The organism is Taibaiella koreensis (assembly GCF_003545715.1).
GTDB classification, from domain to species: domain Bacteria; phylum Bacteroidota; class Bacteroidia; order Chitinophagales; family Chitinophagaceae; genus Taibaiella; species Taibaiella koreensis.
The window spans coordinates 102,232-117,785 of record NZ_QVNU01000009.1 but is presented as its reverse complement, the minus strand read 5'-3'; the positions used below and the strand labels follow the sequence as shown (position 1 = coordinate 117,785).

The 15,554-nt window shown below is 50.0% G+C and carries 13 protein-coding genes; 8 read left to right on the top strand and 5 right to left on the bottom strand.

The window, feature by feature from the left end:
* Window positions 1-24: 24 nt before the first annotated feature.
* Together DZK30_RS23545 and DZK30_RS23540 are read right to left on the bottom strand one after the other, a co-directional pair.
* The gene (locus DZK30_RS23545) at window positions 25-1,434 is read right to left on the bottom strand and encodes an undecaprenyl-phosphate glucose phosphotransferase (RefSeq protein WP_118976652.1); all 1,410 of its coding nucleotides are present in this window, start codon (window positions 1,432-1,434) and stop codon (window positions 25-27) included.
* Window positions 1,435-1,901: 467 nt separating this feature from the next.
* A complete protein-coding gene (locus DZK30_RS23540) occupies window positions 1,902-2,654 on the bottom strand; it encodes a tyrosine-protein phosphatase (protein ID WP_118976651.1) in 753 nt (250 codons plus the stop codon).
* 292 nt (window positions 2,655-2,946) lie between these two features.
* Between DZK30_RS23540 and DZK30_RS23535 the strand changes: the two genes are divergently transcribed.
* From DZK30_RS23535 to DZK30_RS23505, 7 genes are all read left to right on the top strand, one after another.
* On the top strand, window positions 2,947-3,168 hold the full coding sequence (locus DZK30_RS23535; protein WP_118976650.1) for a hypothetical protein: 222 nt from the start codon (window positions 2,947-2,949) through the stop codon (window positions 3,166-3,168).
* A 173-nt stretch (window positions 3,169-3,341) separates the two neighbouring features.
* Window positions 3,342-3,602: a hypothetical protein gene (locus tag DZK30_RS23530; protein WP_118976649.1), complete on the top strand. Its 261-nt coding sequence runs from the start codon at window positions 3,342-3,344 to the stop codon at window positions 3,600-3,602.
* A 106-nt stretch (window positions 3,603-3,708) separates the two neighbouring features.
* Entirely contained in the window at window positions 3,709-4,824 is a 1,116-nt protein-coding gene (locus DZK30_RS23525; RefSeq protein WP_118976648.1) for an ATP-binding response regulator, read from the top strand.
* Between the two features lie 26 nt (window positions 4,825-4,850).
* On the top strand, window positions 4,851-8,423 hold the full coding sequence (locus DZK30_RS23520; RefSeq protein WP_118976647.1) for a response regulator: 3,573 nt from the start codon (window positions 4,851-4,853) through the stop codon (window positions 8,421-8,423).
* Between the two features lie 3 nt (window positions 8,424-8,426).
* Entirely contained in the window at window positions 8,427-8,813 is a 387-nt protein-coding gene (locus DZK30_RS23515) for a response regulator (protein WP_118976646.1), read from the top strand.
* Complete coding sequence (locus DZK30_RS23510; RefSeq protein WP_118976645.1) at window positions 8,810-9,628, top strand: CheR family methyltransferase; 819 nt, start codon at window positions 8,810-8,812, stop codon at window positions 9,626-9,628. Before DZK30_RS23515 ends, DZK30_RS23510 begins: the two co-directional genes overlap by 4 nt.
* A complete protein-coding gene (locus tag DZK30_RS23505; protein WP_118976644.1) occupies window positions 9,610-10,188 on the top strand; it encodes a chemotaxis protein CheB in 579 nt (192 codons plus the stop codon). The genes DZK30_RS23510 and DZK30_RS23505 overlap by 19 nt, the downstream gene beginning before the upstream one ends.
* A 459-nt stretch (window positions 10,189-10,647) precedes the next feature.
* Here the strand turns inward: DZK30_RS23505 and DZK30_RS23500 are convergent, their stop codons facing one another.
* Together DZK30_RS23500 and DZK30_RS23490 are read right to left on the bottom strand one after the other, a co-directional pair.
* Entirely contained in the window at window positions 10,648-12,000 is a 1,353-nt protein-coding gene (locus DZK30_RS23500; protein ID WP_118976706.1) for an acyl-CoA dehydrogenase family protein, read from the bottom strand.
* Window positions 12,001-12,228: 228 nt separating this feature from the next.
* Window positions 12,229-12,408 carry a hypothetical protein gene (locus DZK30_RS23490; RefSeq protein ID WP_118976643.1) on the bottom strand — a complete coding sequence of 60 codons (180 nt, stop codon included), beginning with the start codon at window positions 12,406-12,408 and terminating at the stop codon, window positions 12,229-12,231.
* A 156-nt stretch (window positions 12,409-12,564) separates the two neighbouring features.
* Between DZK30_RS23490 and DZK30_RS23485 the strand changes: the two genes are divergently transcribed.
* Window positions 12,565-12,837 carry a hypothetical protein gene (locus DZK30_RS23485; protein WP_118976642.1) on the top strand — a complete coding sequence of 91 codons (273 nt, stop codon included), beginning with the start codon at window positions 12,565-12,567 and terminating at the stop codon, window positions 12,835-12,837.
* 60 nt (window positions 12,838-12,897) lie between these two features.
* On the opposite strand, the gene DZK30_RS23480 is transcribed toward DZK30_RS23485, so the two are convergent.
* Window positions 12,898-15,429: a DUF5686 and carboxypeptidase regulatory-like domain-containing protein gene (locus DZK30_RS23480; RefSeq protein ID WP_118976641.1), complete on the bottom strand. Its 2,532-nt coding sequence runs from the start codon at window positions 15,427-15,429 to the stop codon at window positions 12,898-12,900.
* Window positions 15,430-15,554: the final 125 nt, after the last annotated feature.

Sequence of the window (15,554 nt, the reverse complement as noted above, 5' to 3'; positions counted from 1 at the left end):
TGGTTAGGTTGGATTTATAGTATGTTATATTGCTTTTTCATCACCTTTGAATATGTTCCAGACCGTAAGGAATATGATCTTCATATCAAGCAGTATAGACCAATGCTCCAGGTAATATACATCGGCTTCTACGCGACGCGCCATATCTCCGGTGGTACGGGTTTCGCCACGAAGACCGGTAACCTGCGCCCAGCCGGTAATGCCGGGTTTCAGGAAATGCCGCACCATGAATTTATCAATGAGCATAGCATATTCCTCCGTATGCCGCAGCATATGCGGCCGCGGGCCTACAACCGACATATTGCCCACCAGCACATTAAAGAACTGTGGCAATTCGTCGAGGCTGGTCTTTCTTAAGAACGCGCCCAGCCTGGTAATACGGGCATCTCCTTTGGTAGCTTGCTGGGCATCGGCTTGTGCATTTACCGTCATGCTCCTGAATTTGAGGCAATAGAATGGCTGGTTGCTGCGCCCCGAGCGGCGCTGGCGGAAAAAGACCGGCCCGGGCGAGTCGATCTTGATCAGCAGCCCCAGCAAAGGGATCAGCCAGCTCAGCACGAATACGATCACGAACAGGGAGAACAGGATATCGAAGCAACGCTTAAACGCCGCATTGCGAATGTCTTCCAGCGGCTCCTTACGGCCGGTCATCACCGGTATGTTGTCGATCATCTCGATGCTGATCGTACCAGGAAAATACTCCTGATAATCGGGCACCAGACGGAAACGGGTAAGGTTGCGATCGGCTTCATGCATCAGGATGTTGACATTTTCTTTGCTCACCCCGGGAAGCGTACAAAATATCTCATCCACCCGGTTGTTGCGGATAAAAGGTATACAGTCGGTAGTGCTGCCACGGTAAAGGGCGCTTTCGTCCAGCTTTTCCTGCTGGTCGTGAAAAATGCCCATAATGTTGTAATCCGATACTACATTGGCTCCAAAGAGATTGGATAAGGTACGGGAAGAAGAATTCTGACCTACGATCACGATATTCTTCTTGCTGTAGTGTATGCTCTGCCTTATGGTCTTGCGTATGCTCAGCAGTACAATACGGTTGAGCAGCAGCAGGTAGGCAAACATGCCCCAGGCGCCAAGATAGAAATACAGGTGTGTGGAATGGATCACCCTGAAAAAACTATTCTGTATGCTTAGCATAAAGACCAGGAACAAGCACAAGCTGAAGAGAAGAAATGATTTGATGGTACGGCTGAATATGGACACCGAATTCCGGTGCTGGTAATTGTCGTATATCTTAAAAAAGGACTGAACAAAAAGCCAGCCGAAATTGATGATCAGCAAATAAGGTAGCACCTGGAAGAGCTGTATATTCTTTTTCGCAGAAAAAACACCATAAGAAATCCACAATGATGCGTTGAGGGCAAGCACATCAAGTATAAAGTTGAACCATTTGAGCAGGCGTAAAGTTCTGGGCATAAATATTAGCTATAAAACACCTGTGAAATACTACACTCATTCCGGTTTTTGTATGTGTTTCGATACAAAATGACAACTGGTTCCGCTATGGAGCAAGCAGGATAAGGTGGTAAAAAGGGTTATGCCAGTTTTACACTACTTCAGATTCAGAAAAGAAAAAAGGGAAAGGCAGTCTTTGAAGGACGTGCAAAGATACGGCTATGCCGAAGGGGGTGGTTAAGCTATTCATGACGGTTCATTTGGCGCTCAAGTGGTTAGTTTGAGCAATTGGTTATGTAGTTGATTCAGGATGGCAATTAACAAATCACCAGGTTCTTAACAAAAGTACATGATCTTTGTGATTCTTATACATTTATTCTGGTTTTAACACAAAAACAACATTTTCCTAACCCATAATGTACCATTAATAGGTAGGTCCTTATGAATTAATCTTAATTAAATTAAACATTGGAAGATGCATACAATATTTATAGTGTATTATTTAATACCGAAACTCGCATTAATCTCGCTGAATCTTCGGTTCTTAAAATGGTGTTAAGAGCTTTAAGGTGCCGCCTATGGTGAATATCTGAGCCCAGGAAGCTGTAAAGCCCATTCGTTAACATTTTATTGGCACAAATGTTAACACTTTGGCCATAGTAGCCCGACAGGGCTATCGTATTTAATTGAAATAAACAACCGCTTTCTTTTAGCTGCATTAATGGCTCAAGTGGCTGTGCATGGTAGTAATTGTACCGTTCGGGATGTGCCAGCACCGGCTTATAATCCATTGCCTGCAATTCAAACAATACCTCGTGCAATAGCGGAGAGGCCTGTATAAAACCCATTTCGACAAGCACATAACGATCGCCGAAATACAGCACAGGCGCTCTTTGCTTAAGCTGCTGCAGGAAACGTTCATCAATCATATATTCCGCCGCCGCTTCGATCGCAATGGGAATCCCGGCCTGTGTAGTAGCAGCAACGAGCTTTTCAAGGCCGTTCAATATGGTGTCACGTGTATTGGGATAGTAATCGGCGCTGATATGTGGGGTTGTCACCACTTTTGAAAAGCCATGTTCATACATGCTGCGCAAGAGTTCCAGGCTGTCTTCTACGGCTTCCGGCCCGTCATCAATGCCGGGAATCAGATGTGAGTGTACGTCTGTGCCAATAAAAGACCAATCCTGAACTGTCGCCGAAGCTTCTGCTTTGGACCTTTTTCTAAATATTCCGAACATGCTATAATATTTTCACTTATATAAATAAGATGCCCATTATCGTATTTTGCGCAGTAAGACTTATAAATATACTTGCCATTTATTAGTAGTTCTACGAGAGAACCGGCCGGCCTTGATTTACGTAATTTTACACATAAATAAAACATCAGCAAGGCAGATAAAATAGAAATAAAACTGCTAAAGTACACGTTTTACGTATGAGGTTTATAAAAAACCCTCTCTATTTTTGCCTTACCAAATACCCGCAACGATAGAAACGCCTGCGTTTTCATCGCATTAAAACTTTACAACGATGACTGGTACTTTCTCCTTATCCGAGCTAATATCCAACTATCTTGGCCATTACAAATCCAACAAGCTGGGCCCCGAGAAACGTGTTTCCTTTTCGTTACTGGATATTTTGACACGGCAGCGTGAAATTAATGCTTTGTGGCGGGCCTGCAATCGTCGTAACCTGCGCCCGGTTGCCAGTACATTCCTGGGAAAAATTACAGCCATTACCCTGCATCCCTGATTATTATCATTGTCGCATGCTACTCATGCGTTTGCATAAAGAAGGTTCTCCAATTTGGTTATGGAGATTGGTTCAAATGCAGCTCCTTTCCAGGAGCTGCTTTTTTTTGTTTAAGCCCGAACAATTTGTGCCCAAATGTGTAATAAACATTGCCGTAAACTAAAAAGCCAGTCATGACCTTAAAATCGGAAATAGAAATTCAGGCGGTTAACCTCGCCCAGCAATGGTATAGCCTCCCTCACGAACGACTCCCCGAATTGCCGGAGCTGCTTAACCGCTACCTGCATTGCTTCAGCGACAATACCGATCAGCAGCAATTCCTGAAGGAAACATTGCGTATTACCGAGGAATTGAGCCATGGACCCAAGGCCGAAACGGTTTCTCCCCATGCCATCCTTGTTTTTAAAGAGCTATTGCTGCATCATCTGAAATAATGACGCCTATCCCATGCTGGCCATATGCCGTGATGACCGCTAACGTTTTGATTGTACACAAATTAGCGGTATTTTTACGCAACCAATTTTCCACGCGCATCCCAACATGATATTGATCGTTGATGACAAGGCCGAAAACATTACTGCCCTGAAGAAAACCCTTGAAGCCCATAAACTTCAGGTGGATACGGCGCTATCGGGCGAGGAAGCTTTGAAAAAGATATTGAAGCACCAGTACGAGCTGGTGATCCTCGACGTACAAATGCCTGATATGGATGGTTTTGAAGTGGCCGAGGCCATATCGGGATTTGGCAGGACAAGCGATCTGCCTATTATTTTCCTTTCAGCGGTCAATATCAGCAAACAATTTATTACCAAAGGTTACGCGTCGGGAGGCCACGACTACCTCGTTAAGCCCTTTGATCCCGATATCCTGGTACTGAAGATCCGGACATTTATCAAGCTGCATCAGCAAGCTATTGCACTATCGCGCATGCAGCAGGAGCTGCTTGAAGAGATCGAGCAACGCAAGCTGGCAGAAGCTAAGAAAGACGAATTCATCAGCATTGCCAGCCACGAGCTTAAGACGCCGCTCACTTCGGTAAAAGGCTATATGCAGCTGGCCGAGCTATCGGTACAGGATGACCAGAAAGATAACGCTTTGCGTTTTCTCGACCGCTCCTCCAACCAGCTCAACAAGCTCAACCAACTGATCGGGGAGCTGCTTGATATTTCCAAAATGGCTTCAGGCAAGCTGGATGTCAATGGCAGCGACTTTAAGTTTGAACCTTTCCTCGATAATGTGATCGACATCTTTCAACGGTCCAATCCCGAATGGCAGGTCATTCGCAACGGGTATGCCGATGTGATGGTACATGCCGATGAAATGCGGATCGAACAGGTGTTGTTGAACTACCTGTCCAATGCGATCAAATATTCTCCCGACGGTAATAAGGTGTATATAACGGTAGCGCTCGAGGACGATCAGCTCAAAGTGAGCGTAAGAGATACCGGCATCGGCATCAGCAAACCCGACCAGGCCAATCTTTTTGAAAAATTCTACCGCGTAACGCAGTCATCCAATAAGTACCAGGGCCTGGGTATGGGACTCTATATCTGCGCCGAGATCATAAAGCGCCATTCAGGCACCTATGGCGTTCAGAGCGAACTGGGCCAGGGTGCTACTTTTTACTTCACCCTACCCTTACCGCTACAGCTGTGACGCAGTGTTACAATCTATAAGTAAACATGAAGACTTCAACCAACAATAACCTGCGCATAGGCTTTGGGCTATCAATCCTCTTGCTTGTCATCAGCTCGGTATTTTCCTACCTCTGTATCCAGCAATTGCTCGATAGTGCCCGCCAGGTAAAGCATACAAACGAGGTACGCACCACTCTTGAAAATGTAATGTCGTTTCTCAAAGACGCGGAAACCGGCCAGCGAGGCTTCCTGCTGACAGGCGATGAAACCTTCCTGGATCCCTACAAGGGCGCCTATCAAAAAGCCCTGGGTAACCTGGACAAAGCGATTTCACTTACCGGCGACAATGCCTTGCAGCAAACCAATGGCGGTGTGCTGCGGAAAACCCTGATCCAACGCGGCAGCCGGCTACAGGCCCTCATCGATCTGAAAAAAAATGCCCGGCCGATAGACTATACCGATATGAAACAGGGCAAGGTATATATGGACAGCGTGCGGGCACAGGTAAACCGCATGATGGCCGAGGAGAACCGCCTGTTGCAGCTACGCACCCAAACACAGCAGAAATTTGCCTTCTTCACACCAATAGTGATCATCATCGCTGCGCTGCTGGCCATCCTGGTTTCCTCGGTCTTTTACCTGAGGATACTGAAGGATGTGCGTGAACGTATACGCCTGCAAAAGGAGCTGGAAGACAAAGACGCAGAAATGACGCGCCGTATTGATGTGATCCAGGGTCTTGCAGGGAGAATAGCTGAAGGCGACTATGATACCCGCATCGACGACAAACAACGCGATACCCTCGGCAGCCTTTCTGTCGCGCTCAACCGCATGGCCGAATCCTTATCCTTTTCCTTCAGCAAGCTATCGGATAATGAATGGCTGCAAAGCGGCCTGGCACGGCTTAATGAAAAAATGGTGGGTGAAAAGGACCTTACGGTGCTCAGCTACCAGATCATCGAATATGTGACCGCCTATACAGGCAGCCATGTGGGTGCGCTATATTTGCTGGAAGACGACAACCTGATGCTGACCAGCGGCTACTCTCTGCTGGAAACCACGCGCCGGCAGATACCGGTAGGACAAGGCGTGGTGGGACAGGCATTGCTCAACGAGAGCGAGATCATTCTTGAAGATGTGGATCCCGAATACGTGACGGTAAGCCATGCTACCGGTAATATAAGACCGCGATCGGTGATCGCCTTCCCCATATTCAACGAGAGCCTGCCTATAGGGGTACTGGAGCTGGCGGCTATCAGGCTATATACCGACCGCGACCTGGCCTTTATCAAAAGCGTGGCGCAAAATGCAGGCACAGCTATTGCCGGTGCGGCCAACCATAAGAAGCTGCAGGAGCTGCTGGAAGAAACGCAGGCACAGTCGGAAGAGCTACAGGCACAGCATAGTGAGCTGGAGAATATGAATGCCGAGCTCGAAGCGCATACGCAAAAGCTACAAACCTCGGAAGAGGAGCTCAAGGTGCAGCAGGAAGAGTTGCAGCAAAGCAACTTTGAGCTGGAGCAACGCAACCATATCATCAGCGAACGGAACACAGAGATACAGAAGAAGGCTGAGGAGCTGGAGCTTAGTACCCGTTACAAATCAGAATTCATGGCCAATATGAGCCACGAGCTCCGTACCCCGCTCAACTCTATCCTGCTGCTGTCCCGCTACCTTTCGGAGAACAATGAGCAAAACCTGAATGAAGATCAGAAAGAGTCGGCGAGGGTCATCTTTAACTCAGGCAGCGGGCTGCTCGACCTTATCGACGAACTGCTGGACCTGTCCAAAATAGAGGCGGGCAAAATGGATGTAGACTATGCACCTCTGCCCCTGTCGGAGCTGGCCGATGGCCTTAACGGTCTTTTCCAACCCATCGCTAAAGAAAAACAGATCACTTTCCGCATCGACAACGATCTGAAAGACCAGACCATGATCGAGACCGACCGGATGAAGCTGGAGCAGATACTGAAAAACCTGCTGTCCAATGCGCTTAAGTTTACCACAACCGGTCATGTGTTGTTGCGCCTGCGGCATTCGCCGGTGGATCCGGGTATGCTGCAATTCATTGTTGAAGATACCGGCGTAGGTATCGCCTGCGATAAGCTCGATATCGTATTCGAGGCCTTTACCCAGGCCGATGGTTCTACTAAACGGAAATACGGCGGCACAGGCCTTGGTCTTTCCATCAGCCGCCAGCTGGCGCGGCTTATGGGTGGAGAGGTAACGGTGGCCAGCGAAGTGGGGAAAGGCAGTGCCTTTACGCTGACTTTGCCCATAACCCATCCTGCAAAAAATATACGCCACGAATCTATGTTGCCGCCGCTGCTGGCTGAAAGCAGTCCGATCGAGGTCTCTGTAAAAAAGGCAAGGCACCTTGCTGCCGTAATACCCGATGAGATCGACGACGATCGCCACAACCTGCAACCGGGCGATAAAACGATCCTGATCATCGAGGACGATACGGCGTTTGCCGGAGCATTATTGCAATTTACCCGTAAGCAGCGCTACAAGGGCGTTGTGGCCGTAAGGGGAGATCAGGGACTGCAAATGGCCCGGGAATATAAGCCCCAGGCGATATTGCTCGATATCCAGCTGCCCGTAATGGATGGATGGGAAGTAATGGACGGACTTAAATCCGATCCCGGTACACGTCATATTCCCGTACACATTATGTCTTCGCTGGAAGCCAAGCGGGAGAGCAGGATGCACGGTGCAGTGGATTTCATCAACAAGCCGGTGGCCCTGGAGCAAATGCAGCAGATATTCAGCAAGCTGGAAGAAGCCCTTACCCGTAGCCCGAAACAGGTATTGATCGTGGAGGAAAATGCCAAGCACGCCCAGGCGCTTTCTCTTTTTCTCGAAAGCTACCAGGTGAGCTCCAGCATACAGCACAGTGTGGCCGGCAGCATAAGCATATTACAGGATCAGAAAGTAGATTGTGTGATCCTGGACATGGGCCTTCCCGACCGTAATGCCTACGATACCCTGGAAACGGTAAAAACAACGGAAGGAATGGAAGATGTACCCATTATCATCTTTACCGGTAAGAACCTGTCGCCTGCAGAGGAAAGCCGCATTCGCCAATATGCCGATTCTATAGTAGTGAAGACCGCCCATTCTTACAAACGTATCCTTGACGAGGTGGCCCTGTTCCTGCACCTGGTCGAAGAAAAGAAGCAGGATGAGCACCGCCCGGGATACCTGGCCGACGCCAGGGCGCATTTGCTCGAAGGAAAAACCGTTCTGATCGCCGACGATGACGTGCGTAATATCTTTTCGCTCACAAAAGCGCTGGAAAAGCACCATATCCATGTGGTTACGGCAACTGACGGTGCAGAGGCCCTGCTCCAGCTGGAGCAGCATCCCGAAACCGACATTGTGCTGATGGATATGATGATGCCGCAAATGGACGGCTACGAGAGCACCACTAAGATACGGCAGCATCCTGTATTCAAACACATGCCGGTGATCGCTGTAACAGCAAAAGCCATGCTGGGCGACCGGGAAAAGTGTATTGCCGCCGGCGCTTCCGACTATATATCCAAGCCGGTAGATATCGATCAGCTCATTTCGCTGCTCCGGGTATGGCTTTACGACAAACAAGGTAATGTATAACGTATGGCAGAGAAAAAGAAAAGTATCCTGATCGTCGACGACGACTCCCGCAACATCTTTGCGCTGAGCCTGGTACTGCGCTCACGTGGCTACGAAGTACTCACTGCAGGCGACGCGCGCACAGGAATAGAGATGATAGTGGCCGATACCGGTATTGGTATGATGCTGCTGGACATGATGATGCCCGATATGGACGGCTACCAGGCCCTCCAGCAGATCCGTAGTGAGGAAAAGCTGAAGACGTTCCCGGTGGTAGCCGTAACAGCGCAGGCCATGCAGGGCGACCGGGAAAAATGCCTTAGCGCGGGCGCTACTGAGTACATCGCCAAGCCCATCGACATGGACCTGCTGACCGGGATCTTAAACCGTTATTTATCTCCCGGAACATGACCTTATTCGTTACCGATGAGGAGATGGCGCTGCTGCTGTACGATATCCAGGATCTCTATGGCTACGATTTCAATGCCTATGCCAAGGCCTCGCTGAAGCGGCGCATCAACCGGCTGTTTGCGCTGGATCGCTTTCCCAGTTTTGCGGAGTTCCGGTTCCGGCTCAGGACTGATACCGCTTACTTTGGCCGGTTCATTGAGCAAATCACTGTCAATGTAACGGAAATGTTCCGTGACCCGGCTTTTTACCTGGCCTTGCGGAAGGAGGTGTTGCCCTTGCTGGCCACCTACCCATTCATCAGGGTATGGCATGCCGGCTGCTCTACCGGCGAGGAGGTATACAGCATGGCCATCCTGCTGCGGGAAGCCAACCTGCTGCATAAGTCGATCCTGTATGCCACCGACATCAATCCGCAGGTGGTGCAGCAAGCGGCCAGCGGTGTATTTTCCATGCAGCATATGAAGCAATATTCGGAAAACTATATCCTGTCGGGTGGCCGGCACGATTTTTCTTCTTACTATACGGCGGGCAACAATAAAGTGCTCTTCGATGTTTCCTTTAAAAAGCACATGGTCTTTTCTACGCATAACCTTGCTGCCGAAAGTTCGTTTAACGAGTTTCAGCTGATCGTTTGCCGGAATGTGCTGATCTATTTTGAAAAAGAGCTCCAGGCGCGGGTCTTTGACCTGTTCGATACCAGCCTGGAGCGGCTGGGCTTCCTGGCATTGGGCAGTAAAGAATCGTTGCGCCTGTCGCCTGCTAATGCAAAATTCAGGCAGGTATCGGAACAAAAAATATGGCGAAAAGTGATCTGAGCAATATACCCGGATGTGTGGTGATCGGCGGTTCTGCCGGTAGCCTGAAGGTGATCCTGTCGCTGGTAACTGCGCTGGATGCCCGGTTGCCCTTTCCTGTAGTGATCGTATTGCATCGCAAAAATGACGCTTCCTCGCTGGAGCACTTACTTAACGACCGTTGCCCGCTTAGGGTTAAGGAAGCAGAAGACAAGGAAGACCTGGCCCCGGGTACGGTATACCTGGCCCCGCCCGATTATCACTTACTGATCGAAAGTGACCACTCCTTGTCGTTGGATGCCTCTGAGAAAGTGCTGTGGTCGCGTCCCAGCATCGACGTAACCTTTCAATCGGCGGCCGAAGCCTTCGGCCATCATGTACTGGCCATACTGCTTTCCGGCGCCAATAACGACGGTGCTTCGGGCCTGGAATATATACGCCATCACGGCGGACAGATTATTGTCCAGGACCCCGACAATGCCGAAATACCGGTCATGCCCCGGGCCGCTTTGGCCCGGCTTCGCCCCGACCTGCTGCTGCCCGATTATGCCATGGCGGCAGCGATCAATCATTTTCTCTAAAATAGTGGGAACGTCCTTGGTGCGAAACAGCCTGAATCGTTTCCCGGCTTATGATTTAGTCATACGTCCCGCTCGCTGGCAGGTTCCGGCCAGAAAGGGAAAACGGTCGGGATGCGATGCAGCCTGAATGTTTTCCTGGCATCGCCAAACCTGGCGACCAGTTTGCGGTTTAGTCACACGTCCCGCTCATACCGATCATACGTTCCGGTCAGAAAGGGAAAACGGTCGGGATGCGAAGCAGCCTGAATGTTTTCCTGGCATCGCCAAACCTGGCGACTAGTTTGCGGTTTAGTCACATGTCCCGCTCATACCGATCACGCGTTCCGGTCAGAACGGGAAAACGGTCGGGGATGCGAAGCAGCCTGAATGTTTTCCTGGCAACGCCAAACCTGGCGACCAGTTTGCGGCAGGGTTACACATCCCGTTCATACCGCTTCGCGTTCCGACCGATGGCGAAACTTATACAAAGGCGCTATACCCTGTGATCGCCCTGCCTACAATGAGCGAGTTGATCTCTTTGGTACCTTCGTAAGAATAGATCGCTTCCGCGTCGGCGACAAAACGGGCGACGTTGTACTCGAGCAGAATACCATTGCCCCCCATCACCTCCCGCGCCTTGCTCACGATGTCGCGGGTGCGCAAGGAACAAAAGACTTTGGCCAGCGAAGCATGCTCATCCTTCAGCACGCCATCGTCCTGCAGCTGCGACAAGCGGTAGCACAGGGTCTGCATTGCCGTAAGGTTAGACAACATTTCCACCAGGTGGTTCTGGATAAGCTGAAAAGCTGCAATAGGACGGCCAAACTGCTTTCGTTCCCGCGTATAGCGCAGGGCATGCTCATAAGCGCCGCGGGCGCAGCCCACAGCCTGCCAGGCCACACCGGCACGGGTCATGCGCAGCACTTTAGCGGTATCTTTGAAAGAGTTGGCCAGCTGCAGCCTGTCTGCCTCGGCTACCATGCAATCTTTTAAAGTGATCAGGCCATTCTGCACCACGCGGAGCGCCATTTTATCCGCCATCTTTTCTACACTGAAACCAGGCGTATTTTTACGGAGCAGGAAACCCTTAACCTCGTTATCATCGAGATCGCGCGCCCATATTACCAGCACGTCAGCAAAGGTGGCATTGCCGATCCATTTCTTTTGCCCGTTCAGCACCCAGGTGTCGCCCTTGCGTTTGGCAGTAGTGGTCAGCCCACCTGCTGCCCCCGATCCTACTTCCGGTTCGGTAAGACCAAAGGCCCCCATGATCTTCAACTGCTGCATGCCCGGCAGCCATTCCTGCTTTTGCTCTTCGGAACCCAGCAGGTAAATGGAACCCATAGCCAGGCCGCTTTGCACACCGAAAAAGGTGGATATGGATGTATCGATACGCGCCATCTCCATAGCAACGATCCCTTCCATGAGAAAAGAGCGGTTGGGACAGCCATACCCTTCGTAAGTAAGCCCGCAGATGTTGAGGCCGGCCAGCTTTTCCACTATCCCGAAGGGAAATTCTGCTTTGAGCCAATATTCGTTGATGATGGGCTGTATCTCGGTTTCCATAAAGGCTCTTACCTGCAATTGCAGGGCGCGGTCCGGCTCGCTGAGCATATGGCTGAGATCGTAAAAATCGCCGTCGACGGGCGGCAGCGCTTTCTTATGTCCCCCGCCCTGCTCCAGCATTTTCATCAGACCGGCAAGCTGCTTATCATCCATAGCGGCGACGGTCTCCATTACTTTAGACAGGTCTATTTTTTCGGAGATACGGCTGAGCGCCGCGAAGTCGACGCTTTTTAAAAGGTGGATCGCGTTTTTAATGGCGCTGAACATAAAGATGGTTTTAACAGGTAACAGCACAAAGGCATTATGGTTGACCATCTTGCTGCGCCGGGAAAAGCGGTCCCTGGCGAAACCATTTCCTCGTCACGTGCTCGTGGCTTAACGGGCAAGATAGCCGCCATCGACGGGATAATACGCGCCGGTAACGAAAGAGGCTTTGTCCGGGTTTAACCAGGTTACCAGGGCCACCTTACCTTAAGAGACTCATTGGTTATGATTTTAATTATTGTACCAACAAGAATCTTTTTGAAAAGTTGTTACCACCATATTGTGGCTTTCCGCCCCTGCAGCAGTATCCGGCCGGCCGGGTTTTTCACAACAATAATGCAGCAAGACCAGGATGGCCAGCGATTGCAGGATCATTACGATATAGCTCAGCACACGATAAAAGGGTCTCATATTCTGCGTTTAGAGTACAAAACTAGCGCCGCCCACTGACAGCCCTATGTCAGTGTGTAATGCCAATCCGCAAAAAAATATTTTGGCTGGTTGTCTCTGGCTGCAGTCCAACAATTTCCAGGCAGGGCTGTTATGTCATAAACGGTGTGACGATCTATGAATGAGCAACATATGCCCCAACGGAGCGAACAGGAACAACAACAGCATCTCGCCCATTTATTGGGTATTACCGGGGAGGAGCTTTCTCAGCTGCATCACGGCGGCTTACAGGAAGTCACCGACAGCGAGCAACAGATTTACAAGTATTTCATTCATTTTACCGGCGACGACAATCCTGTCAGTATCCTGGACAAGCTTGATATGGACAGCCATCATACCGTATACTTCTCTGCCGAAGAATGGGCGGCCGAACTGCAAAGATCGTTATGATATACACAAAAAGAGCGTGAACCCCTGGGCCACGCTCTTTAACCAAGTTCATATATAAGATTAATTGTTCCTGCCGTTGTTGATGCCGAGGATTTGCCACAACACTTCGCCGAGTCCTATCCTTATGCCTACGGAGGGTTTTCCCCTGCCGCTTTCGTAGCCTGCCACGAGATCTACCCGACCGAAGCGGAACATTTTAAAACCGATATTTTCCAGCCCGGCAAAAACTTCTGCGTAGTAGTTGTCCTGGTCGATATACAGCACATTGGAGCCACCTACCAGGTGCCAGTTCAACCTGCGGAACAGTGGTATCTTGTTGGTAAGCCAGCCGTTGAGGTGCCATTCCAGATGTCCCTGGCCATACAGGTCGGCCGTATTGCTGAAGCGGTAGTAGGGCGCCAGCTGGAAGCTATTCAGGTAAGGGTTGGCCAGGAAGGTCTGGTTGCCGAACAGGTGCTTCATGTCGGGTATGCCCACATATTTATCGTTGAAGAAGCCGCCGCCGACAAGCCTGTAATCGATCGTGCCGAGCAGGCGCAGGTTGAGGCTGTGCTCGACTTCGAGGCTCCACTTGTCGAAATCGCTTTTGCTATCGAAAAGGTTGGGAATACCTTTGGTATAACGGGCCGTGAAGATGGGCGCCCTACTGCTGACCGGCGATTTATACTTAGGATATTGTATATATTTCCAGCCCGGCTGGTAGCTCAGGGAAGCGGTTACAATCGCCGCATTATGCTCTTCGAACAAAGGCAAAGTGGCTGGCTGGTTAGGCGTAAGGTTCTTTTTCTTGCTGTCGCCAAAAGTATAGTCTGTTGTGTTTTCCAGCGGTGTCCTTTGCTCGTACGATGCGCCCAGCGAGGCCCTGAAACCGTTGCCCCAGTTGCGGTTCACGTTCAGCTTGCCCAGCCGGCTTTCATAGATTTTCATATAATTTTGTCCTCCGAACAACGTATAGGACATGTTGATCAAAGGCGTAATGGGGTTATCGTTGTTAAGCTGGTAGACGTATTGCCCTCCTTCAAACCGGATACGCCAGGAGCGTCCGCGCCATTTGGGATCACTCACCGTGTAATCCAGTTTCAGCAAGGCATTATAATGCGTATTGCTGAAGCCATAGCGGTTGAGCAGCTCTGTAGTGAGCGTCTTATCCTTATCGAAACGGTGCACCCAGATGAGGTCCAGTGTCGCATTCAGCCCTTCTACTGTGTTGTAGGAAACCGATCCGATGACCGGACGCATGGCCCAGGTATTATTTCCCCTGCGTATAGAGGGGCTACCATAAAGGAACTGGGATATCCCAAGATTGGTATGCGGTATTTTGTTTAGCGAGTCTGCCTTATCTTTCTTAAAAGTGGCCAGGCTGTCCTTCACTTTAAAATCCCTTACTTCGTCGGCTTCCAACGGTATAGGTCTTATGGTATCCCAGTAAGCGATCGTGCGGTCGTTGGCTGCCGTATCGTAGGAAGAGATCACGTTGCCGGCGAAGCGCTTTTCGTCGATGGGCTGATTCACTTTCTGGTTTTTATAACCGGTAACGAAATTCCCGGCTGCCTCAAAGCCCATCAGGCTGATCACAGGATAGATCACCTGGCTCTGAATGATCCACAGGTCTTTGGATACCGGTATGTAGGTCTGCTCCAGTTTCAAGGTATCCAGCAGGTCCATCTGGGCCTCTTTGGTCAGCTTCAGGTCCACGCTCTGGAATACCCATTCATCGTCCACCACATACACGTAGCCACTGAACACCGGCTCGAACTTACGCCGGGGGATCACCTGTATCTTGTTGATCATGCGGTCGCCATCGAGGTAACTGCCCAGGAATTTGTACTTATAATAAAGAAAGGCGTTGCCATTGGCCGGAGAGATAAAACCACGCTTATTGAGCCCTTCCAGTATAGGCACGTTATTGTCGTAAATATTGGTAATGGGCGGCATGGTGGCAAAGCCTACACCCTGCGGATCCCCACTCTGGCGTATCGACATGACCCTGTTGTATTGCTTTGAAGGCGCTTTATAGGTATACTGCGTATATTGCTCCAGCAGGTATAGCACGCCCTTCCCTGCGGAATCCAGGCCCGAGCCTTCATTCATCTCTTTGTAATCTTCGTCGCTTAGCTTGATGCCCAGTATTTTCTTGGGTGTGTTGCGCATACGCAGCACGCCTTTCAGGTAAACATCTGTTTCAAAGCTGCGGACCAGGTCGGCATGGTATTTCCGTTTCTCGATCACCTTACGCATGATCGGGTAAGCAGGATCTTCCCCGTTGGCCTTGATGGTAACCTCTTTTACCTCCAGCGTATGTGGGTTCAACTTAAAATTCACTTCCTTGTCTGTAGCAGTATTGATCTGGCGGGTAACCGGCAAGTAGCCGATGTACTGGGCGGTGATATTGTGCGTGCCATCGGTTACTTCAAGGGTGTAGTAACCGTCGCCATTGGCCGAGGTCCCGTTGGTCGTACCCTTTTCCAGCAACGTGGCAAAAGGCAGCCCCTCGCCATGTTCATCGGTGATCCTCCCTTTGATCACAGCAGCACTCAGAACATGGGCAGCCAGGAGCAGCAGCAAAGAGGCGGTGAGTATTTTCTTCATCATGGTATTGCAAATTGTACGGTTTATTGATTCAGCGGGTTAAGATAATACAGATTCTTTGTTTTGGAAAAATTGTTGCTTTATCGGCTTTGAAAGTAAAAAGTTACAGCGGGGACATATTTTCTTTT

What these genes read in the sequence shown, in the direction of transcription:
- DZK30_RS23515 (WP_118976646.1), top strand. Translation starts at nt 8,427, where the DNA reads ATGGCAGAGAAAAAGAAAAGTATCCTGATCGTCGACGACGACTCCCGC.
- DZK30_RS23480 (WP_118976641.1), bottom strand. Translation starts at nt 15,429, where the DNA reads ATGATGAAGAAAATACTCACCGCCTCTTTGCTGCTGCTCCTGGCTGCC.
- DZK30_RS23530 (WP_118976649.1), top strand. Translation starts at nt 3,342, where the DNA reads ATGACCTTAAAATCGGAAATAGAAATTCAGGCGGTTAACCTCGCCCAG.
- DZK30_RS23535 (WP_118976650.1), top strand. Translation starts at nt 2,947, where the DNA reads ATGACTGGTACTTTCTCCTTATCCGAGCTAATATCCAACTATCTTGGC.
- DZK30_RS23500 (WP_118976706.1), bottom strand. Translation starts at nt 12,000, where the DNA reads ATGTTCAGCGCCATTAAAAACGCGATCCACCTTTTAAAAAGCGTCGAC.
- DZK30_RS23545 (WP_118976652.1), bottom strand. Translation starts at nt 1,434, where the DNA reads ATGCCCAGAACTTTACGCCTGCTCAAATGGTTCAACTTTATACTTGAT.
- DZK30_RS23525 (WP_118976648.1), top strand. Translation starts at nt 3,709, where the DNA reads ATGATATTGATCGTTGATGACAAGGCCGAAAACATTACTGCCCTGAAG.
- DZK30_RS23485 (WP_118976642.1), top strand. Translation starts at nt 12,565, where the DNA reads ATGAATGAGCAACATATGCCCCAACGGAGCGAACAGGAACAACAACAG.
- DZK30_RS23540 (WP_118976651.1), bottom strand. Translation starts at nt 2,654, where the DNA reads ATGTTCGGAATATTTAGAAAAAGGTCCAAAGCAGAAGCTTCGGCGACA.
- DZK30_RS23505 (WP_118976644.1), top strand. Translation starts at nt 9,610, where the DNA reads ATGGCGAAAAGTGATCTGAGCAATATACCCGGATGTGTGGTGATCGGC.
- DZK30_RS23510 (WP_118976645.1), top strand. Translation starts at nt 8,810, where the DNA reads ATGACCTTATTCGTTACCGATGAGGAGATGGCGCTGCTGCTGTACGAT.
- DZK30_RS23490 (WP_118976643.1), bottom strand. Translation starts at nt 12,408, where the DNA reads ATGAGACCCTTTTATCGTGTGCTGAGCTATATCGTAATGATCCTGCAA.
- DZK30_RS23520 (WP_118976647.1), top strand. Translation starts at nt 4,851, where the DNA reads ATGAAGACTTCAACCAACAATAACCTGCGCATAGGCTTTGGGCTATCA.